The 20,262-nt window shown below is 73.2% G+C and carries 21 protein-coding genes; 6 read left to right on the plus strand and 15 right to left on the minus strand.

The features are described 5' to 3' along the window. Positions 1–149: 149 nt before the first annotated feature. Genes tsaE through alr form a run of 3 tightly spaced genes read right to left on the minus strand, consistent with a single transcriptional unit; the run spans position 150 to position 3,179 of the window. A complete protein-coding gene (tsaE, locus tag CYQ11_RS13125; protein WP_099199454.1) occupies positions 150–674 on the minus strand; it encodes a tRNA (adenosine(37)-N6)-threonylcarbamoyltransferase complex ATPase subunit type 1 TsaE in 525 nt (174 codons plus the stop codon). A 28-nt stretch (positions 675–702) separates the two neighbouring features. Then, on the minus strand, positions 703–1,959 hold the full coding sequence (locus CYQ11_RS13130; protein ID WP_099199453.1) for an alpha/beta fold hydrolase: 1,257 nt from the start codon (positions 1,957–1,959) through the stop codon (positions 703–705). Next, complete coding sequence (gene alr, locus CYQ11_RS13135) at positions 1,959–3,179, minus strand: alanine racemase (RefSeq protein ID WP_099199452.1); 1,221 nt, start codon at positions 3,177–3,179, stop codon at positions 1,959–1,961. The genes CYQ11_RS13130 and alr overlap by 1 nt, the downstream gene beginning before the upstream one ends. Positions 3,180–3,259: 80 nt before the next feature. On the opposite strand from alr, the gene CYQ11_RS13140 reads away from it, so the two are divergent. Continuing rightward, positions 3,260–4,705, plus strand: coding sequence for an NAD(P)H-hydrate dehydratase (locus CYQ11_RS13140; RefSeq protein WP_099199451.1), 1,446 nt, complete (start codon positions 3,260–3,262; stop codon positions 4,703–4,705). A gap of 6 nt (positions 4,706–4,711) precedes the next feature. Here CYQ11_RS13140 and CYQ11_RS13145 read toward each other — a convergent pair whose 3' ends face one another. From CYQ11_RS13145 to CYQ11_RS13155, 3 genes are all read right to left on the minus strand, one after another. Next, the gene (locus CYQ11_RS13145; protein ID WP_099199450.1) at positions 4,712–8,044 is read right to left on the minus strand and encodes a serine protease; all 3,333 of its coding nucleotides are present in this window, start codon (positions 8,042–8,044) and stop codon (positions 4,712–4,714) included. An 82-nt stretch (positions 8,045–8,126) separates the two neighbouring features. Then, complete coding sequence (locus CYQ11_RS13150) at positions 8,127–9,062, minus strand: helix-turn-helix domain-containing protein (RefSeq protein ID WP_099199449.1); 936 nt, start codon at positions 9,060–9,062, stop codon at positions 8,127–8,129. A gap of 94 nt (positions 9,063–9,156) precedes the next feature. Beyond that, complete coding sequence (locus CYQ11_RS13155) at positions 9,157–9,372, minus strand: hypothetical protein (protein WP_099199448.1); 216 nt, start codon at positions 9,370–9,372, stop codon at positions 9,157–9,159. Between the two features lie 178 nt (positions 9,373–9,550). Between CYQ11_RS13155 and CYQ11_RS29170 the strand changes: the two genes are divergently transcribed. Continuing rightward, complete coding sequence (locus CYQ11_RS29170; RefSeq protein ID WP_146104684.1) at positions 9,551–9,763, plus strand: hypothetical protein; 213 nt, start codon at positions 9,551–9,553, stop codon at positions 9,761–9,763. After that, positions 9,760–10,131, plus strand: a complete 372-nt coding sequence (locus CYQ11_RS13160) for a fic family toxin-antitoxin system, toxin component (protein WP_099199447.1) — start codon at positions 9,760–9,762, stop codon at positions 10,129–10,131. Before CYQ11_RS29170 ends, CYQ11_RS13160 begins: the two co-directional genes overlap by 4 nt. A gap of 76 nt (positions 10,132–10,207) precedes the next feature. Here CYQ11_RS13160 and CYQ11_RS13165 read toward each other — a convergent pair whose 3' ends face one another. From CYQ11_RS13165 to CYQ11_RS13170, 3 genes are all read right to left on the minus strand, one after another. Then, a complete protein-coding gene (locus CYQ11_RS13165; protein WP_099199446.1) occupies positions 10,208–10,582 on the minus strand; it encodes an ATP-binding protein in 375 nt (124 codons plus the stop codon). A gap of 50 nt (positions 10,583–10,632) precedes the next feature. Then, on the minus strand, positions 10,633–10,758 hold the full coding sequence (locus CYQ11_RS30635; RefSeq protein WP_275666398.1) for a hypothetical protein: 126 nt from the start codon (positions 10,756–10,758) through the stop codon (positions 10,633–10,635). 260 nt (positions 10,759–11,018) lie between these two features. Beyond that, the gene (locus CYQ11_RS13170; RefSeq protein ID WP_099198797.1) at positions 11,019–12,203 is read right to left on the minus strand and encodes a helix-turn-helix domain-containing protein; all 1,185 of its coding nucleotides are present in this window, start codon (positions 12,201–12,203) and stop codon (positions 11,019–11,021) included. Between the two features lie 117 nt (positions 12,204–12,320). On the opposite strand from CYQ11_RS13170, the gene CYQ11_RS13175 reads away from it, so the two are divergent. Beyond that, the gene (locus CYQ11_RS13175; RefSeq protein ID WP_240003416.1) at positions 12,321–12,650 is read left to right on the plus strand and encodes a PCC domain-containing protein; all 330 of its coding nucleotides are present in this window, start codon (positions 12,321–12,323) and stop codon (positions 12,648–12,650) included. Positions 12,651–12,718: 68 nt separating this feature from the next. Here the strand turns inward: CYQ11_RS13175 and CYQ11_RS13180 are convergent, their stop codons facing one another. The 3 genes from CYQ11_RS13180 to CYQ11_RS13190 are packed head-to-tail and all read right to left on the minus strand — an operon-like array spanning position 12,719 to position 15,255. Further along, the gene (locus CYQ11_RS13180; RefSeq protein WP_099199444.1) at positions 12,719–13,087 is read right to left on the minus strand and encodes a holo-ACP synthase; all 369 of its coding nucleotides are present in this window, start codon (positions 13,085–13,087) and stop codon (positions 12,719–12,721) included. Continuing rightward, positions 13,084–14,934 carry a glutamine--fructose-6-phosphate transaminase (isomerizing) gene (glmS, locus tag CYQ11_RS13185; RefSeq protein WP_099199443.1) on the minus strand — a complete coding sequence of 617 codons (1,851 nt, stop codon included), beginning with the start codon at positions 14,932–14,934 and terminating at the stop codon, positions 13,084–13,086. The genes CYQ11_RS13180 and glmS overlap by 4 nt, the downstream gene beginning before the upstream one ends. A gap of 24 nt (positions 14,935–14,958) precedes the next feature. Further along, positions 14,959–15,255 (minus strand): hypothetical protein, encoded by a 297-nt coding sequence (locus tag CYQ11_RS13190; RefSeq protein WP_099199442.1) that lies wholly within the window; start codon positions 15,253–15,255, stop codon positions 14,959–14,961. A 230-nt stretch (positions 15,256–15,485) separates the two neighbouring features. Here CYQ11_RS13190 and coaA point away from each other — a divergent pair, with 230 nt between their 5' ends. Together coaA and CYQ11_RS13200 are read left to right on the plus strand one after the other, a co-directional pair. Continuing rightward, the gene (gene coaA / locus CYQ11_RS13195) at positions 15,486–16,466 is read left to right on the plus strand and encodes a type I pantothenate kinase (protein WP_099199441.1); all 981 of its coding nucleotides are present in this window, start codon (positions 15,486–15,488) and stop codon (positions 16,464–16,466) included. A gap of 20 nt (positions 16,467–16,486) precedes the next feature. Next, positions 16,487–17,428 carry a DUF389 domain-containing protein gene (locus tag CYQ11_RS13200; protein ID WP_099199440.1) on the plus strand — a complete coding sequence of 314 codons (942 nt, stop codon included), beginning with the start codon at positions 16,487–16,489 and terminating at the stop codon, positions 17,426–17,428. Between the two features lie 19 nt (positions 17,429–17,447). On the opposite strand, the gene glmM is transcribed toward CYQ11_RS13200, so the two are convergent. From glmM to rplM, 3 genes are all read right to left on the minus strand, one after another. Next, complete coding sequence (glmM, locus tag CYQ11_RS13205) at positions 17,448–18,806, minus strand: phosphoglucosamine mutase (RefSeq protein ID WP_099199439.1); 1,359 nt, start codon at positions 18,804–18,806, stop codon at positions 17,448–17,450. Between the two features lie 335 nt (positions 18,807–19,141). After that, a complete protein-coding gene (rpsI, locus tag CYQ11_RS13210; RefSeq protein WP_099199438.1) occupies positions 19,142–19,645 on the minus strand; it encodes a 30S ribosomal protein S9 in 504 nt (167 codons plus the stop codon). Positions 19,646–19,684: 39 nt separating this feature from the next. Then, complete coding sequence (gene rplM, locus CYQ11_RS13215; RefSeq protein WP_099199437.1) at positions 19,685–20,131, minus strand: 50S ribosomal protein L13; 447 nt, start codon at positions 20,129–20,131, stop codon at positions 19,685–19,687. Between the last annotated feature and the right edge of the window lie 131 nt (positions 20,132–20,262).

Raw genomic sequence — 20,262 nt, forward strand, 5'->3', positions numbered from 1 at the left:
GACTCCCGCACTCCATACGACCACGCCCGGCGCCGCGCGCGCAACATCTTGCCGACGGCTTGTCGGAACGTACACACGCGGCCCCTCGCGCGCCCGCGGCGCACCCGGGCGGCACCCGCGCGCACGCGACGTCGTTCGGGCGCGACGCCTCAGCCCAGCGGCCCGAAGTCCGCCGCCGCCCAGCGGGCGCCCACGCCGGTCACGGTCACGCTGCGGACGTCGTCCGCGTCGTCGGCCGGGGCGTCGTCGCCCACCGCGCGCTCGATGACCACGCGCAGCCGGTCCTCCGACAGCTCCTCGACCTTGCCGTCGCCCCACTCCACGACGATCACCGACTCCGGCAGCGAGACGTCGAGGTCCAGGTCCTCCATCTCGTCGAGCCCGCCCGCGAGCCGGTAGGCGTCGACGTGGACGAGGGCCGGGCCGCCGCCCAGCGGCGGGTGCACCCGGGCGATGACGAACGTGGGCGAGGTCACGGCGCCGCGCACGCCCAGGCCCTCGCCGAGGCCGCGGGTCAGCGTCGTCTTGCCCGCGCCCAGCTCACCGGAGAGCAGCACGAGGTCGCCGGGGCGCAGCAGCGCCGCCAGCCTGCGGCCCAACTCCCGCATGTCCTCGGCGGACTTGACGGTGAGCTGTGCGACCGGGGCGGCGGGGATGTCATGCGGGACGTTCATATCCGCCGATGGTACGGGTACGGGCGGCTCACCCGCCCGGCTGCGCCCCCGCCGCGCGGTCCGCGCGCCCGCGGCGCGGGCTGCCCGCGCCGGCGGCTCCGGCGGCGGCCAGGAGGTCGGCCAGGTGGGAGTCGACCGTGCCCGGCTGTTCCATCATCACCATGTGCCCGGCGCCGGGCACGATCACCAGCCCGGCCTCCGGCAGGGCGTCGGCGATGGCCTTGCTGTGCTCGGCCGGGATGACCAGGTCCTTCTCGCCGGCGAGGACGAGCACGGGCAGGTGCGCGAAGGCCGACAGGGCCGCGAGCTTGTCGTGCTCGCCGAAGACCGGGTAGAACGCGGCGACCACGTCCACCGGGGTCGCCTCGATCAGCCGCTCGGCGAACCGCGCGACCGCCGGGTCGATGTCCCTCGCCCCGAAGGAGTACCGCTTGATGATCCCGGCGAAGAGGTCGGCCGTCGCCCGCCGCCCCTTCTCCACCAGCTCGGTCTGGGCGGCCATGAGCTTGAAGGCGCCCGGCAGGACGGTCCGCCGGAGCACGCTCATGCCGGCGGCGGGAAGCCCGTAGGTCACCTCGGAGAGCCGGCCCGAGGACGTGCCGACGAAGGCCGCGCCGGCGACGCGCTCGGCGATCAGCTCGGGGTACTGGGCGGCCAGCGCCATGGTCGTCATGCCGCCCATCGAGTGCCCCACCAGTACCAGCGGCCCCTCCGGGGCGGCGGCGTCGATGACGGCCTTGAGGTCCCGCCCCAGCAGGTCGATGCTGACGGGCGCGCCCTCGGGAGCGGGCTTGGCGCGCCCGGAGCGGCCGTGGCTGCGCTGGTCCCAGAAGACGGCGCGGACGGCGCCGCGCAGCGCGGCGCGCTGGAAGTGCCAGGCGTCCTGGCTGAGGCAGTAGCCGTGGGTGAAGACGACGGTGACGGGCGGGGCGGGGCGGCGCCCGAAGAGCCGGCCCGCCCTGGTGGGCCGCTCGGCGCCGTCGGGCTCGTCGACCTCGTAGTAGAGCGGGGTGCCGTCCTCGGCGACCGCCGTGCCCGGTGTGCCGCGCAGCGTCCCGTACGGGCCCGAGGCGTCGAGCGCGAGGCGGGCCTTGCGGCGCATGCCGCGGCCCACGGTCAGCCGCTCCACGGCCACCCCGACCGCGGCTCCCGCGGCGACGACGCCCACTGCCGCACCCGCCACCTGGGCGCCGCGCCGCCAGGCGGCCGCCCCGAGGCCGGCCGTCCGCGCGGCGTCCGTGACGCCCGTGACCACCGTGGCCGTACTGTCGCCGCCCTCGCCCATCACGCGTCCCCCGTGTCGTCGCTTCCGGTGTCGTGACCCGCGTTCCGGTCGTTCCCGGCCCGGTGCGCGGGCGCCTCTTCGGATACCTCTCCGACATAGACGCGTGGCACACGCGCGGAGATGCGCGTCACCACCTCATAGGCGATGGTTCCGGTCGCCCGCGCCCAGTCCTCGGCGGTCGGCTCGCCGCGGTCACCGGGGCCGAAGAGCACGACTTCGTCGCCGACCTGCGCGGAGTCCCCGCCCAGATCCACGACGAACTGGTCCATCGCGACCCGTCCGGCCACCGTGCGCCACTTGCCTCCCAGGAGCACCGGGCCGGTGCCGGAGGCGGCACGCGGGATGCCGTCGGCGTAGCCCACCGGCACGAGCGCGAGGGTCGTCTCCCCGGGGGTGGTGTAGGTGTGCCCGTACGAGACGCCGTGGCCGCCCGGCACCCGCTTCACCGAGGCCAGCGAGGCGGACAGCGTCATGACCGGCCTCAGGCCCAGTTCCTCGGACGTGCCGAGCTCCGGGGCCGGGGATATGCCGTAGACCGCCACACCGGTGCGCACCAGGTCGAAGTGGGCCTCGGGGAGCGTGAGCGTCGCCGGGGAGTTCGCCAGGTGCCGCACCTCGGGGGTCAGCCCCTGGCGCTCGGCGTAGGCCACGGCGTCCTTGAAGACGTTCAGCTGGGCCCGGATGGAGGGGTGGCCGGGCTCGTCGGCGCAGGCGAAGTGCGACCAGACGCCCGTGACCACGATCAGCCCGGCGCGCTCGGCGTCCCGGGCCGCGGCGACGAGCTTCTCCCAGTCGGCGGGCTGGCAGCCGTTGCGCCCCAGACCGCTGTCGATCTTCAGTTGGACCCGGGCCGGCCGGCCGCAGGCCCGGACGGCCTCGGTGACCTCCTCGATCCCCCACAGACCGCTCACGGAGACGTCGACGTCCGCCTCGACGGCCTCCCGCCAGGGCCCGCCGGGCGTCCACAGCCAGCACATCAGCCGGCCCGTGTCCCCGGCCGCGCGCAACGCCAGCGCCTCCTGGGGAGTGGCCGTGCCGATCCACTCCGCGCCGGCCTGCCGGGCAGCGCGGGCGCAGGGCACCGCCCCGTGCCCGTACGCGTCCGCCTTGACGACGGCCATCAGCTGCGCACGGGGCGCGCGGGCCCGCAGGGCGCGTACGTTGGCCCGCAGGGCGGCCAGGTCGACCACGGCACGGGCGCGCATCGGTGTCTCACTCATCCCCGTCAGTGTCTCAGGCCATGGTCCGCAGTGGTGTCCCACGGGTGTCACAACCGGGGCGGACGGGGGAGGCTGGGCCCATGAGGACTGGCTACAGCGTCGAGACGGTACGGGCTGCGGAGCGGGCCCTGATGGCCCGGCTGCCCGAGGGGGCCCTGATGCAGCGGGCGGCCGCGGGACTCGCGGCCGCCTGCGCCGACCTGCTGGGACGCCGCGTCTACGGGGCGCGCGTGGTGCTGCTCGTGGGCAGCGGGGACAACGGGGGCGACGCCCTCTACGCGGGCGCCCGCCTGGCCCGGCGCGGCGCCGGGGTGAGCGCGGTGCTGCTGGCACCGGACCGCGCCCACGCCGGCGGACTGCGGGCGCTGCGCGCCGCGGGGGGCCGGGTGGTGGCCTCGTCCGCCGCGGCGGACGCGCTGCGGCGGGCCCACCTGGTCGTCGACGGCATCGTCGGGATCGGGGGCAGGGGCGGGCTGCGGCCGGAGGCGGAGACCCTGGTCGCGGCGGCGCGGGAGGGCGGCGCCCCGGTCGTCGCCGTGGACCTGCCCAGCGGCGTCGACGCGGACGGCGGCGAGGTGCGGGGGGCGGCGGTGCGGGCGGACGCGACGGTCACCTTCGGCACGTACAAGCCGGGACTGCTCGTCGATCCGGCCCGCGAGCACGCGGGGGCGCTGCGGCTGGTGGACATCGGCCTGGGCCCCCACCTGCCGGCCGAGCCGGACGTGGAGGCGCTCCAGCACGCGGATGTGGCCGGATTCCTCCCCCTCCCGGACGCGGAGAGCGACAAGTACCGGCGCGGCGTGGTCGGCGTCGTCGCCGGTTCCGCCCGCTACCCGGGGGCCGCGGTGCTGGCCGTGGCGGGCGCGCTGAGCGGCGGGGCGGGGGCGGTCCGCTACGCGGGCCCGGCGGTGGAGGCCGTCATCGCCCGCTTTCCGGAGACCCTGGTGACGGCCGGCCCGCCGTCGAAGGCGGGCCGCGTCCAGGCCTGGGTCGTCGGCCCGGGCCTGGGTGACGGCGCCGAGGCGCGGCAGGCGCTGGAGGACGTCCTCGCGTCCGGCGTGCCGGTGCTGGTCGACGCGGACGGCCTGCGCCTGCTGGACCCGCGGGCGCTACGGGCCCGCACGGCACAGACGGTCCTGACGCCGCACGCCGGAGAGGCGGCCGCCCTGCTGGGCCGCTCCCGCGAGGAGGCCGAGTCGGCCCGCCTGTCGTCGGTGCGGGCCCTGGCGGAGCGGTTCGGGGTGACGGTGCTGCTGAAGGGCTCGACGACGCTGGTGGCCGAGGGGCCGGCGCCGGTGCGGGTCAACCCGACGGGCACGCCGTGGCTGGCGACGGCGGGCAGCGGGGACGTGCTGTCGGGACTGGTGGGCTCCCTCCTGGCGGCGGGCCTCCCCGGCCGCGACGCGGCGTCGGTGGGCGCGTACCTGCACGGCCTGGCGGCCCGTGCACTGGGCCCGGCGCCGATCACGTCCCTGGCGGTGGCGGACGAGCTGCGGAAGGTGTGGCTGGACGTCACGAACGGATGACGCGGCTCAGCGGGCCTGGGCGGACTTCACGGCCTCCCGTACCGACAGGGTCGAGCCCTCGGGGAGGCAGTCGCCTCCGGTGACGGGACCGGAGTGGTGGACGGTCACGGCGACGGGGCGTCCCAGGTCCCGCAGGGGCGCGAGGTCGATCGCCTCCTCGCTGCCGTGCCGCATGACGATGCTCAGCCTCTCGACGTCCGGGTACGCGGCGGGCAGGTGGACCAGCCCGCCGAGCTCCCTGGGGTGCCCCAGGTGCAGCGTCGTCACCCCCGGCAGGGGTTCCGCTTCGCGCAGCGTCCGCAGGTCCTCCGCCATGGCGTGCAGCCGCACGAGGCGGGGAAGCGTGCCGAGGCCGAGCTCCTCCCTCCGTACGTCCTCGCCGTAGTACGTGAGGTATTCGAGAGCGGGGTGGTGGTGCAGGGCCGACAGGTCCACTCCGACGGCACGGCCGGCGCTCAGGGTGAGCGCGGAGAGAGCCGGCGGCAGGGAGAGCGTCTGCGGGCGTCCCGCCCGGGCCCGGGAACGGTCCATGGTCAGCCCGAAGTACCGGAGCCCCGTCATGCCGCCCACGGCTTCGAGCCCCGCGGGCGGTTCGTCGAGGTTGAAGTGGAGCCGTTCCAGGCACCCGCTGTCCAGCTCGTCCAGGTGCGCGACCGTCTTGCTCCGGTAGACGGTCAGCTCGCGCAGCGACGGGAGCGCCGACAGCACGCGCAGGTCGAACACGTCCGCGCTCTGTACGGCCAGCTCCCGCAGGACCGGTGTGAAGAGCAGGCGCAGGTCCTCCTCCGACGGGGTCCCCTCGTACTCCACCCGCGGCCGGCCGCCCATGCGGCGCAGCACGACGAGGTGACGCCTCGACTTCGCGACGAACCGCAGGTAGTCGCCGCCCTCCTCCGCGTACGAGAGCTTGCTGATGACCGCGTCCGCGTAGTGCTCCGTGTCGAAGCGGTCCCACGCCCACGTCAACTGCGCCCGCACCGCCAGCGAGGGGTGCGCCGCATAGCGCGCCAGCAGCGGAATCGCCCGGTCGTCGCCGATCGTGGTCGCCGTCACCACCACCGCGTGAGCCACCTCGTCGCTCAGCCCCTCCGGCCCCGGCAGCAGGTCCAGCACGATCTGCCCCGCCTCGGCCAGCGCCTTCGCCGACTCGGTGTCGCGCGGCGGTACGAGCTCCGACGCGGCCCGCTCGACACGCGCGCGTACCGCCGGATCGACCTCGGTCGCCTGCTCCAGGCACGCCGCCGCGAGCAGGCGCAGCCGGTGCCGGTTGGTCTCCTCCTTCTCGCCGCGCTCCAGGAGCATGCCCAGCAGCTCCGCCCGCGCCCGCGGCGGCGCGTGCCCCACGGCCATCCGCAGGACGTCCTCCCACTGGTCGTCGTGGGCGTGGTTGACCAGCACGTCGAAGTCCCAGTCGTCCACAGCCGCCTGGGCGCCCAGGTAGTCCTGGAAGGTGCGGTGGACGAAGTCCAGCGTCTCGCTCGTCGGCTGCCGCAGCAGGCCGCTGCGCACCACCAGGTGCCGCAGGATCTGCTCAGCGCTCCCCCGCGCCGCCACCGCCGGCATCGCCGGGAGCGCCCGTTCCAGGATCTCGACGGCCTTGTGCCACTCGATCTCGGAGCGGCCGTTCCTGATCAGCCAGTACGCGATCTTCTGCAACAGCGCCACCTGCGCCTGTTCCAGCTCCGGCCCCTCCAGGCCGACCACGATCTCGCGCTCGCGGTCCCGCCGGATCAGCAACAGGTCCAGCGCGGCGCGGTACAGCTCCATGCGGCCGTGCGGCAGATGGCCGCGCCGCGACCGGTTGAGGGCGCAGATCAGCGCGCACATCAGGGGGTTGGTGGCCAGACGGCCCAGGTCCCGCTTGGCGACCACCGCCGCCGACAGCGCGTCCCGGAAGGACCGCAGCCGCTCGTCGTGCGCCGCTCCGGCGGCCGCGTGCCAGCGGTCGATGAAGGCCAGGACGTCGCCACGGCTCATCGGCAGCAGTTCCAGCTCCGTGAAACCGGCGTCCGCGAGCCAGCCCTCGCGGACCGCCGAGGGCCGGGTCGTGATGACGTAGCGCGCGTCCGGATAGGCCGCCAGCAGGTCCTTGAGCCAGGCCAGGGTGCGCCGGCGGTCGGCCTCGGGCACCTCGTCCACGCCGTCTATCAGCAGCAGGGCCGTGCCCTCGGTGAGCCGCCGCGTGGCCCAGCCCTGCGCGGCCGGCAGCCCCGCCAGCGGGCCCGCGGCGGCCGCCAGGAATTCCTCCGGCCGCGGGAGCTCACCGCGCCGGATGAGGGTCCGCAGCGGCAGCGTCAGCGGTATGCAGCCGCTCAGGTGGCCGAGCTCCGGGGGCACTTCCCCGCGGGCCGTCAGCGTGGCGAGCCACTGCAGCAGCGTGGTCTTGCCCGATCCCGCCGCGCCCCGCAACAGCACCCGCCGGTGCCCGGCCAGTGCCTCCTCCGCCCGCTTGGGCGACGGCACGGAACGGGCCGCCGGGTCCCCGCCCGGCAGCCCGAAGCCCTCCCCGGCACCGGCCCGGCCCGCGCCGGTCAGCTCCAGGCTCAGATACGCGGCGTCCAGCGGCCACGTCTCGCCCTCGCCGTCGCCGAGCGTCAGCCCGATGATGGTCAACTCGCCGGACCTGCCCACGATGTAGTCGCGCAGCCGCCGCTCGAACACCTCGACCTCGCGCTGCCGGGGCGACGCCAGCGACCGCGACTCCGGCTTGTGCCCCGCGAGCACGCACTCCCTGAGGAAGCGGAAGTCCTGCCACAGCGTCTCCGACGGCGTCACCGTCAGCCGCCCGTGCCGCCACCCGCCGGGGTCCGCGCACACCACACCGGCCAGCAGCCCGTCCACGAACACGGCGGCACCCGACATGCCGGCCCACGGCGAGCCCCCGTCGGCGGGGGCGGCCGGCGCGCCGTGGTCGCTGTCGAGGACGTGCCGGCCGCTGAGGAGGTTGCTGCCGGGCTTGAGGGCCCCCACGACCTGTTCGCTGTCGAGCTCGCCGGCGCCGTCCCGCTGGACGTGCGGGAAGCCGATGGCCTGGGCGCCCGGCCAGGCGCGCAGGTCGTAGGCGCGTCCCCAGACCAGGGGCTCGAACGCCGCGGCGGTCTCCGGCGGGACCAGGTCCCGCTCGGCCAGGAGCAGGGCGACGTCGCACCGCCGGTTGTCGTCGCGCGACCACCCCACCCGGCAGCGCACCTTGCCGACGCCGCCGGGGACGATCACCGTCGGCGCCTCGCAGTCGCCGACCACGTGCGCCGCGGTCAGGACGAGGTCCGGCGCCAGCAGGTACCCACTGCCCTGACCGCGTCCGAAGACCGCCGCGATCCGTTCCCTCGCCGGGTGCACGCCCCGCCCCCTTCACCTCGGCCGTACCGCCCGTCGCGACCTGACGATACGCCAGGCGGCGTGGCGGGGACGGGCGATCGGCTCAGGCCGCGCGCAGGGCGGCGGCCAGCCACGCGACGGCCGGGCCCATGTCCGGTGCGGGCCAGCCGTTGATCACGGAGATGAGCCGCCAGTAGTGCTCGTACCGCGAGTCGTTGCCGGCCTTGAGCCTCCGCAGCAGCCACTCGCGGAACTCAGGCCCGTCCGCGCGCCCGGTCAGCCGCGCGCACTGCCGTACCAGCTCCTCGACCACCGGCCGGGCCGCCTGCGAGTCCGGTTCGATCCCGGCCTCCCGGGCCGCCGCGGTCCGCTCGCGGAGCGCCGTCGCGAACCGCTTGGCCGCCTCCTGGTCCGGCTGCCCGACCTCCTCCAGGGCCGCGATCTGGTCCGCGGCGGCCCGCCGCATGCCGGCACGGAAGTCGTCGTCCTGGACGAGCTCCACCAGCTCCACCCACGCGTCGATCTGCGCCGGCGTCGGGTCGTCGGGCAGCTCGGGCACGCTGTTGCGCAAGGTGACCAGGAAGCCGGGGTCGACGTCGAGGCCCTCGAAGGCACTGTCGACGAATTCGTTGATCAGACGGCGTCGTTCCTGGTCGGACAGGGTCACCAGCTTGTGCATGAGTTCCATCTCCTCGGGTGTGGACCCGCGTCCCGCCACCACTCCCAGAACGGCCCGGCGCAGCCGCAGCATGCGGATCTGCGCGTCCAGGGCCTCGGCGTGCACGGCGGCGACCTCGGCGACGGTGACCTCGCGCTCCAGCACCTGCCGGATGACGGCGAGACGGACGCCGAGCTCGCGCAGGGTGCGCACCATGCCCAGGCGCGCGAGCGCGTCCGGGCCGTAGAGGCGGTAGCCCGCGGGCGTACGGCCGGCCGGCGGCACCACACCCGCGTCGGACCAGAACCGGATCGTCTTGACCGTGAGCCCGGTCAGCCGTGCCAGCGCGCCGATGGAGTGCAGGGGGGTGTCGCCGTCCATGTCCGCCACCTTGGGGTCTCCCGCCGCTGGAGAGTCAACGCGGACGGGCTCCGCCGCCTCGGTACAGGATCAAACGGGCGGCAACCAGCCGCCCTCAGTTCCCGCAGGCCACGCACCGGACGGCGAACGGCGTGCCCTCGTGCACCAGGACGAGCTCACCGAGGCCCGCGCAGACCGCGCACGGGCGCGGCGGCCGGCGCCGGGAGGCCGCGGCGGCCCGTTCGCGGAAGAACCGGACCACGCCGGCCTGCCGGGGGTCGCTCCATTCCCGCGACCTCTCCAGCCCGGAACCGGAACCGTCGTCCGCCATGCGTACCCCCCGATGGGCTGTCTGGGTGGCTGGACTGTACCGCCCGCACCGAGCCGGCCGCAGGGATCCGTCCACCCCGGGCGCGTGGAGGTCGCGTCGCGCGTCGCCACCGCGGCGGTCACCCCTCCGGGTGACGGAAGCCCTACCGCGCCTGCTACAAGGTGATAGCTTCCCGGGCATGGCTAAGACGCAGGTAAATCTCAGACTCGAAGAGTCCACCGCCGAGATGGCCAAGCAGGCGGCCGCGACCCGTCATATCCCGGTCAACGAATACGTGGAGCAGCTGATCAGAGCCGACAACGAGGAGCTCCGCGAGAAGTTCCTGGACGGCGTCAAGGAAGTCCTCGACGGCTACGGGGACCTCATCGACGAGATCGAGGCCGCCGCGTGACCCTCCATGTCGACCTGTCGTGGCTACTTGAGGCCGCTCGCCTGAGCGGCAACGGCGATCCGGCGCCCGAGGACTACGGCGTACCCATCGCCGCCGTCGAGCGCCACAAAGCCGTGCTGGCCGGTCAGGACGTCTACCACGGCGTCTACGCACGGGCCGGGGCGCTGGTCCACACGCTGGGCCGGCTGCCCTGGCTGGAACGCTCGAACCTGCGGGTCGCCGTCGGCGTGGCCCAGGGCTACCTGGGCGCTTCCGGAATCCAGGTGAAGCTCACGCAGGAGCGCGTCACAGCGCTGGCGATCGAGCTCAAGAGGCCCGCGTCCACAGCGGCTTCCGTCGCCGCCGTGCTGCGCGGCTGGGACGACTGACGCCGCCCCGGCCCCATAGAACGGGTGAGCGGCCCCGCCCACAAGGGCCGCGCACCCCCCGCCCCGGCCGGCGCCTCTACTCCCGCAACTCGAACCAGACCTGCTTGCCCACGATCCTCAGCTCGTCCCACACCCAGGTGACGCCCGAGGCGTGCGACAGGCGCCGTACGAGCGCCAGCCCCCGGCCTCCTTCGTCCTCGGGGCCCGCGTGGCGGGGCCACGGGAGCCTGCCGGGGTCGGCGTCGCACACGGCGACGACGACGTGTTCCGGCTGGACCCTCATCTCCACCGAGAGCTCGGGCACGCGCGCGTGCCGGACGACGTTCCCGACGGCGTCGGACACGCAGATGCGGGCGTGCTCGATCAGCAGACGCCGCTCCGCGGCGACGAGGGTCGCCGTCACGAACTCTCTGGCCAGGCGGGCCGTGCTCGGATCGGTCGGGGCGGTCATCCGGTAGCTCGTCGGAGGCGACGGTGCGGCGATGGTGCTCCGCAGCGCGCTCACCGGCCGGCCACCGTGCGCTGGAGCGGGCGGGAGACGAAGTTGATGCCGTGCGCGCTCACGACCCACTGGCCGTGCGGGCCGACGGACTGCGGCGGGGCCGCGACGCGGAGCGCGGTGGACAACGGCTGGTTCTGACGTGCGGCGGCGGGGACACCGCGCGCACAGCGCACACGCACTGTCGCGCGCGGGCCGGACAGTGCTCTGGTCCAAGCAGCCAGGCGGTGGATAGGGTCTCGCATGTCGACGCTCCTCAGTAGCGTTGGCCACGCCCCCGGGCCGTTCGCGCGGTCGCGGGGGTCTTCCGACCGTCACAGCGTGCCGACACGACAAGGCCGGAACTACCAGACGTCACTGATAGCTCCGGCCAAGGGTTTGCCGACCGCTACGCGCCCAGCCAGGCGCCGAAATTGCAGAACGTGCTCGGCATCCGTCGCTTCGCCGACTCAAGCCCCGCATAGGTTTCCCGTACCAAGGCGTGGTACCTCGTCTGCTGCGGCGCGAGCTTTCGCGCCTTCTGCAGGTTCTTGAAGGCGGCTTCCGCGCGCCCCGTCCACATCAGAGCCTGAGCGACCTCGGCGTAGTGGTGTGCGAGACGGGACGGAATCCAACCATCCGGAATCCGGGTCTTCTCCGCTGCCCGCACAGCATCCGCATACTGTCCCAGCTCAGCGAGGACGCTGACCCGGTGCACACCCACATTGGTCGGTCCGAACGAGAGCCAATGCACCCCCTCAGCGGGCCCGGTGCGGTCCGCGATGCGCTGTGCTTCCTCCAGATGGGCCCCAGCGGTGGCTTCATCGTTTCCCCTGCCTGCCAGAACGGCGGAGCCCAGGTGCAGCTGCCCTGTCGCGACGTCGCGTTCCCGGCCCGGCTCCGCCTGCTCCAAGGCGGCCATGCCCAGCTGGACCAGCCGCCTGCCGGTCCGGTAGTCGCCCGCCCGGAGGTAGGCCACCCCCCGCATGTACTGACGGACCGCACCGAGAACCGGGTCGGAAGCGCACTCGGCCGCCCACCCCATGCGGTCCAGCGCGACCATGCCCAGGTCGGGGCAGCTGAGCTTGGTGGTGACGTCGTAAGCGGTGCGGTACATGCTGGCGAGCAGGCGCCAACTCCGGTCGCTCCCTGCCGTGTGCACGGTCGTGGTGGCTTCAAGGATGAGGCCGGGGAGATCGGCGGCAGCCTGCTTGACGTTGGCCGCGCGGACCAGCGCGCACAGCCTCCCGGCACACGTCTCAAGTTCCTCCACCGGACGCGGAACGACATCAGGATCAGGGCCGAGGTCGTAGACGTTCAGTGCCTCACGGATCGGCTGGATCAGCCCGTCCAGCTGGTCCTGTCGCAGCTCCTCGAAGTAGGGCTGGCCATTCAGCTCCGCCACGGAGACGGAAAGGGCACGAGCCAGCGCGCCTACCACCGAGGGACTCGCGGGCAAGGCACCCTGTTCGACCTTGGTGAGGGTGCTGTAGGAAACGTTCGACAGCTCGGCCAACTCGCGCTGCGTCAGGCGCCGGACCTTGCGTGAGCGCTTGATCCGCGCGCCGGTGTGCTCGCCATGGTGCGGGGGCATAGAGTGCTCCGTTCTGACGTGACACCAGCACGGTACCGCCAACACGGCAGGCCCAGAGGGCGGTTGAACTCCGAGCACCGCCCCCGGCCTCCCCCTTACCCGACAAGGAGCCACGCTGTGCATGTGATCGAGGTCAAGGACGCTGAGCTGATGAGCGCGATTGCCCGGCGTTCCAAGGAACTCGGCATCACCAACGCCGCCATCGTCTCCCTCATCGGCGCCGTGGACGCCTTCACGGTCTCGACCATGCCTGTCTCCGACGCCACCGCAGACGTGATCACACGCTACGACATCCCCGCCGAGATGCACGGCTCGGGAGAGATCACCGAGGGCACCGTCCACATCCACGCCACGATGGCGGTCGAAGGCGACCGTGCGGTGTGCGGTCATGTGCACGAGGCCCACGTCGGTACGTGGTTCGCCAGGGCCTACGTCCTGCCCTGCTGAACGGCATCCGCCCGACGCCGCCCGAACACTGAGAAAGCGCGGCCCCGCCCCCCGCAAGGCCGCACCCGCTACTTCTCCGCCACCACCACCGCCGACGCCACCCCCGCGTCATGGCTCAGCGAGATGTGCCAGGAGGTCACCCCCAGTGCCTCCGCTCGGGCCGCCACCGTTCCCGTGACCACCAGCCGGGGCTGGCCGGTGTCCTCGGTGACGACCTCGGCGTCCGTCCACAGCAGGCCCGCCGGTGCCCCCAGGGCCTTCGCGAGGGCCTCCTTGGCGGCGAAGCGGGCCGCGAGGGACGCGACGCCGCGCCGCTCGCCGCTCGGCAGGTACAGCTCGCGCTCCACGAACAGGCGGTCGGCCATGCCCGGCGTGCGCTGGAGGGCGGCGCCGAAGCGGTCGATCTCTGCCACGTCGATGCCCACTCCAACGATCATTCGACCGTCACCGACTTCGCCAGGTTCCGCGGCTGGTCGACCTCGTTGCCGCGGGCCGTGGCCAGCTCGCAGGCGAAGACCTGGAGCGGCACGGTGGCCACCAGCGGCTGCAGCAGCACCGGCGTCCGGGGGATCTCGATCAGGTGGTCGGCGTACGGGCGGACCGCCTCGTCGCCGCGTTCCGCGATCACGATCGTGCGGGCGCCGCGGGCCCGGATCTCCTGGATGTTGGAGACGATCTTGTCGTGGAGGACCGACCGGCCGCGCGGCGAGGGCACCACGACGACCACCGGCAGGTCCTGCTCGATCAGGGCGATCGGGCCGTGCTTCAGCTCGCCCGCCGCGAAGCCCTCGGCGTGCATGTAGGCGAGCTCCTTGAGCTTGAGCGCGCCTTCGAGGGCCACCGGGTAGCCCACGTGCCGGCCGAGGAAGAGGACGGTGTTCTTGTCGGCCAGGGACCTCGCCAGCTCGCGCACCGGCTCCATGGTCTCCAGGACCTCCTCCACCTCCCGCGCGATCTCCGACAGCTCGCGCACGACGCTGCCCACCTCGTCGCCCCACTTGGTGCCCCGCACCTGACCGAGGTAGAGGGCCACCAGGTAGCAGGCCACCAGCTGGGTGAGGAAGGCCTTCGTCGAGGCGACCGCGACCTCGGGGCCCGCGTGGGTGTAGAGCACGGCGTCGGACTCGCGCGGGATCGTCGAGCCGTTGGTGTTGCAGACGGCCAGCACCTTCGCGCCCTGCTCACGGGCGTGGCGCAGGGCCATCAGCGTGTCCATGGTCTCGCCCGACTGGCTGATGGCGATGACCAGCGTCCGCTGGTCGAGGATCGGGTCCCGGTAGCGGAACTCGCTCGCCAGCTCCGTCTCGCACGGGATGCGGGTCCAGTGCTCGATGGCGTACTTGGCGATCAGGCCCGCGTGGTAGGCCGTGCCGCACGCCACGACGACGACCTTGTCGACCTCCCGCAGCACGGAGTCGGGGATCCGCACCTCGTCCAGCGTGAGCGAGCCGGCCGCGTCGATGCGGCCCAGCAGCGTGTCGGCGACCGCCCTGGGCTGCTCGGCGATCTCCTTGAGCATGAAGTAGTCGTAGCCGCCCTTCTCGGCGGCCGAGGCGTCCCAGTCCACGTGGTACGCGCGCACGTCGGTCGCCGACGCGCCGTCGAAGTCGGTGACCTGGACCCCGTCGCGGCGCAGCTCGACGACCTGGTCCTGGCCCAGCTCGATCGCCTCCCTGGTGTGGGCGATGAAGGCGGCGACGTCCGAGGCGAGGAAGTTCTCGCCGTCGCCGACGCCGACCACCAGCGGGGAGTTGCGGCGCGCGCCGACGACCACGTCCGGCTCGTCGGCGTGCACGGCCACGAGCGTGAAGGCCCCCTCCAGGCGGCGGCACACCTGCCGCATGGACTCGGCCAGGTCGCCGCAGGAGGAGAAGACCTCCGACAGCAGGTGGGCGACGACCTCGGTGTCGGTCTCGGACTCCAGGGTGTGACCCCGGTCCGCCAGCTCCGCCCGCAGCGCGGCGAAGTTCTCGATGATGCCGTTGTGGACGACGGCGACGCGGCCCGGGTTGTCCAGGTGGGGGTGCGCGTTGGCGTCCGTGGGGCCGCCGTGGGTGGCCCAGCGGGTGTGGCCGACGGCGGTGGGGCCGGAGGGCAGCGGCCGGTCGGACAGTTCCTTCTCCAGGTTGGCGAGCTTGCCCGCCTTCTTGGCGGCGGCCAGCCCGCCGTCGGCCAGGACCGCCACCCCGGCCGAGTCATAGCCGCGGTACTCCAGCCGCCGCAGCCCCGCCAACACGACATCGAGGGCGCTCTGCCCTCCCACATAGCCAACGATTCCGCACATGGGGTGCAGCGTACGGCCCAGGGGTCAGCGCCCGCGCTCGATCCGGTCGATGGCCTCCTGCACCATCTCCAGGTACTCGACCTCCTCGCAGCGCGGTTTGCTGCCGAGAACGTAGCGGGCGAGGCAGTCGTCGAGGTCCTGGCCGATGTCCTCGTCCGGCAGTTCGTCGGCGAGGTCGCCGCGCACCCGGTCGGCGAAGTCCTCCCGCCCGGCGAGCGCGGCGCAGCCCGCCGCGGCGGCGGGCCCGGGCGCGCCGCCCGCGCGCACGAGGCGGCGCAGGAGCTTGTGGGCGAGGCGGAGGACGAGAAGGAAGACGAACACGGGGTTCCTCGCAGGGTGCGGTGGGATGCAGGACCGTAGTCCTGACCCGCCGGTAGGTACAGCCCCTGGGCACAACTTCACCCACGGGCACCCCGCAGCTCCCGTGCGTCACACCCCGGCCGCGCGGTCCGCCCGCGGCGCCCCCTACCGCCTCGCATTCCCACCCCACCCCCGCCCCCATCCGCACCCCCAGGGGTGATCGGAGGGCCCCGCCCGCGCACAATGGGCCCGTGCCGACCACCACTGAGCAGCCGCAGCAAAGGCGCCGCGCAGACTCCTCACCGTTCGTGGACCTGACCCGAGCGGAATGGAGCGCCCTGCGCGAGAACACCCCGCTGCCGCTGACCGCCGACGAGGTCGAGCGGCTGCGCGGGCTGGGCGACGTCATCGACCTGGACGAGGTCCGCGACATCTACCTGCCGCTGTCGCGCCTGCTCAACCTCTACGTCGGCGCCACCGGCAGCCTGCGCGGCGCCCTCAACACCTTCCTCGGCGAGAAGGGGGCCCAGCGCGGCACGCCCTTCGTCATAGGGGTCGCTGGCAGCGTCGCGGTCGGCAAGTCGACCACGGCGCGACTGCTGCGGGCGCTGCTGGCCCGCTGGCCCGAGCACCCGCGCGTCGAGCTGGTCACCACGGACGGCTTCCTGCTGCCCAACGCCGAGCTGCAGGCCCGGGGCCTGATGTCGCGGAAAGGTTTCCCCGACTCCTACGACCGTCGTGCGCTGACGCGCTTCGTCGCAGATGTGAAGGCCGGCAAGGACGAGGTGTCCGCGCCCGTCTACTCCCACCTCATCTACGACATCGTGCCCGGCGAACGGCTGACCGTTCACCGGCCCGACATCCTGATCATCGAGGGCCTCAACGTCCTCCAGCCGGCCCAGCCGGGCCTGGACGGCCGCACCCGCGTGGGCCTGGCCGACTTCTTCGACTTCAGCGTGTACGTGGACGCGCGCGCCGAGGACATCGAGCGCTGGTACTACGAGCGCTTCAAGAAACTGCGCGCCACGGCCTTCCACGACCCCGACTCCTACTTCCGCCGCTACACCGAGGTGTCGGAGGAGGAGGCGCTGGACTACGCGCGCCGCAATTGGCGCACCATCAACAAGCCCAACCTGCTGGAGAACGTCGCCCCCACGCGGGGGCGGTCGAACCTGATCCTGCGCAAGGGACCCGACCACAAGGTGCAGCGGCTGTCGTTGCGCAAGCTCTGACCACGGGGGACGACACACCCATGCTGCATCTGCGGATCATCAGCCCCGCCGACCGCACCGACGAGATCGTCGCCCTCGCCGAGCGCACCGTGGGCGTCGCCCACCTCGCCGTCCTCACCGGTGCGGCCCGCAGCCCGCAGGGCGACATCGTGCTGTGCGACGTGGCGCGCGAGGCCGCCGACGAACTGCTGGAGGCGCTCGGCGAAGCGGGCGTCCCCCAGTGGGGGGCGATCGCCGTCGACGGCGTGGACCTGATGCTCTCCCGGCGCGCCGAGGTCGCCAAGGAGGAGGCACCGGGCGAGGGCGCGGACGCGATCGTCTGGGAGTCGCTGGCCGGCGAGACCCACGAGGAGTCGACGCTGACCGTCACCTTCCTGGCGTTCCTGACGGTCGCCACGATGCTCGCCGCCTGCGGCGTGATCATCGACAGCGCGATCCTGATCGTCGGCGCGATGGCGGTGGGCCCGGAGTTCGGTCCGCTCGCCGGGCTGTGCACGGCCCTCGTGCGCCGCACCCCCCGCCTGGCGTGGCGCTCGCTCGCCGCCCTGCTCGTGGGCTTTCCGGTGGCCATGCTGGTGACCGGCGGCTTCAGCCTGCTGATGGACTGGCTGGGGCTCTTCCACGAGGCGAAGTTCCTCGCGCCGCGTCCGCAGACCGCCTTCATCTGGCAGCCGGACGCCTTCTCCTTCATCGTGGCGTTCCTGGCCGGCATCGCCGGGATCCTGTCCCTGACCTCGGCGAAGTCGGGGGCGCTGATCGGCGTGGCGATCTCGGTGACCACGGTGCCGGCGGCCGCGAACGCCGCCGTGGCGCTGTCCTACGGCAACTGGTCGGAGACCCGCGGCTCCGCCGTCCAGCTGGCACTGAACCTGCTGGGGATCGTCATCGCGGGCACGCTCACGCTGCTCGCCCAGAAGTGGTTCTGGGCGAGGCAGCGTGCCCGCGGGCCGGCCCGGGCCTGAGGGCCCCGGCCGGAGGGCGTCAGCCCAGCTCGGACTTGACCACGTCCGCCAGGCGCTGCGCCACCGCGCGCGCCTGCTCGATGTCGGCGGCCTCGACCATCACCCGCACGAGCGGCTCGGTGCCGGACGAGCGCAGCAGGACCCGGCCCGTGGCGCCCAGCTCGCGCTCGGCGGCGTTGACGGCGTCGGCCAGCTCCGCCGAGGAGCCCACGCGGGACTTGTCGACGTCGCGGACGTTGATCAGGATCTGCGGCAGCCGCTCCATGACCCCGGCCAGCTCGGCCAGCGAGCGGCCCGTGGCGGCGACCCGCGAGGCCAGCATCAGACCGGTCAGGGTGCCGTCGCCGGTCGTGGCGTGGTCGAGGACGATGACGTGGCCGGACTGCTCGCCGCCCAGGGCGAAGCCGTTCGCCTTCATCTCCTCCAGGACGTACCGGTCGCCGACCGAGGTCTGGACCAGCTCGACGCCCTCGCGCTCCATGGCCAGCTTGAAGCCGAGGTTCGACATGACGGTGGCGACGACGGTGTTCTTGCGCAGCGAGCCCGCCTCGCGCATCGCGAGGGCCAGGACGGCGAGGATCTGGTCGCCGTCGATCTCGTTGCCCTCGGCGTCCACGGCCAGGCAGCGGTCGGCGTCGCCGTCGTGGGCCACGCCCAGGTCGGCGCCGTGCTCGACGACGGCGGCGCGCAGCTTGTCCAGGTGCGTGGAGCCGCACTCGTGGTTGATGTTGAGGCCGTCGGGGTCGGTGCCGATGGTGACGACCTCGGCGCCGGCCCGCGAGAAGGCCTCGGGGGAGACGCGCGAGGCGGCGCCGTGGGCGCCGTCGATGACGACCTTGAGGCCGTCGAGGCGGTTGGGGAGGACACCGATCAGGTGGGCGACGTAGTTGTCGAAGCCCTGGTCGTAGTCGCGGACGCGGCCGACGCCGGCGCCGGTGGGCCGGTCCCAGGGCTCGCCGGAGGCGTGGGCGCGGTAGGTCCGCTCGATGCGGTCCTCAAGCTCGTCGGCGAGCTTGTGGCCGCCGCGGGCGAAGAACTTGATGCCGTTGTCGGGCATGGCGTTGTGGCTGGCGGAGAGCATCACGCCGAGGTCCGCGCCGAGGGCGCCCGTCAGATAGGCGACGGCGGGCGTGGGCAGCACGCCCACCCGCAGGACGTCCACGCCGGCGCTGGCGAGACCGGCCACCACGGCGGCCTCCAGGAACTCCCCGGACGCGCGCGGATCGCGGCCGACCACGGCCACCGGGCGGTGGCCCTCGAACGTACCCGCCTCGGCGAGCACGTGTGCCGCGGCGACCGACAGGCCGAGCGCCAGCTCCGCCGTCAGATCGGCGTTCGCGACACCGCGCACACCGTCCGTACCGAAGAGTCGTCCCACTGGTGTCCTCCGAAAAAGCGGGGCGGGGCCGCGCAGGGGCCCCCGAGATGAGGTGTCGGATCGGGTCGGGCCGGGGCAGGAGCGGACAGGGTACCGGGCGGGCCCTTGCCGGCCGGCCGGGCGGCAGCCCCTGGGGGGCCGTCGTCCGAAGAGATGGCTATCCACTTTTCCGGGTATCCAGCTGTTTCGCATGGACGCGCGCTACGCGCGCCGCGCCCAGGCGATGTGCTCTCGGGCGATTCGCCGGATACGCCCCGGGCCGCCAATGGCCGAACGCCCCGGCGGGCACGGATCGTGCCGCCGGGGCGTTCGGGCAGTGCAGCGGAGCCGCGTGATTAGCGCTTGCTGTACTGCGGAGCCTTGCGGGCCTTCTTGAGACCGGCCTTCTTGCGCTCGACCGCACGGTCGTCGCGCTTGAGGAAGCCGGCCTTCTTCAGCGGGCCGCGGTTGTTGTCCACGTCGGCCTCGTTCAGCGCGCGGGCCACACCGAGGCGCAGGGCGCCGGCCTGGCCGGACACGCCGCCACCCGCGATGCGGGCGATGACGTCGTAGCGGTCGTCAAGCTCGAGCACCTTGAAGGGCTCGTTGACTTCCTGCTGGTGCACCTTGTTGGGGAAGTAGTCCTCAAGGGTGCGACCGTTGATCTTCCACTTGCCGGAGCCCGGAACGATCCGGACGCGGGCGATGGCGTTCTTGCGACGGCCCAGGCCGGCGGCCGGCTGCGGGTCCCCGAAGCGGGACGCGAGGGACTCGGAGGTGTACTCCGACTCGACGACCTCGGTCTCGGTGGTGTACTCCTCGACGCCCTCGAGCGGGGTCTCGGCGGTGGTCTCAGCCACGATTCTCCTCAGACTTTCTGGTTCGGCGGTGGCCGGGACTTAGCCCTGCTTGACCTGGGTGATCTCGAACGGAACGGGCTGCTGGGCGGCGTGCGGGTGCTGGTCGCCCGAGTAGACCTTCAGCTTCGAGAGCATCTGACGGCCGAGGGAGTTCTTGGGCAGCATGCCCTTGATCGCCTTCTCGACGGCCTTCTCGGGGTTCTTGTCGAGCAGCTCGTCGTAGCGGACGGCGCGCAGACCACCCGGGAAGCCGGAGTGGCGGTACGCCATCTTCTGCGACTTCTTGTTGCCGGACAGGTGCACCTTGTCGGCGTTGATGATGACGACGAAGTCACCCATGTCCATGTGCGGGGCGTACACGGGCTTGTGCTTGCCGCGCAGCAGGGAGGCAGCCTGAGAGGCCAGACGGCCCAGGACGACGTCCTGCGCGTCGATGATGTGCCACTGGCGCGTGACATCGCCGGGCTTGGGGCTGTACGTACGCACGGTCGTAGCCTTCGCTTCTTCGTAATGGGGTTTCCCAGGCCACGAGGGCCGTGGGAACGGGTCCTGACACGGTCCACCCGATCGATCACACAGCTTTGGCCGCACGTCGGGGACGCAACCCGAGTGCCTGC

The organism is Streptomyces cinnamoneus, assembly GCF_002939475.1.
In the GTDB taxonomy this organism is placed as follows: Bacteria; Actinomycetota; Actinomycetes; order Streptomycetales; family Streptomycetaceae; genus Streptomyces; species Streptomyces cinnamoneus_A.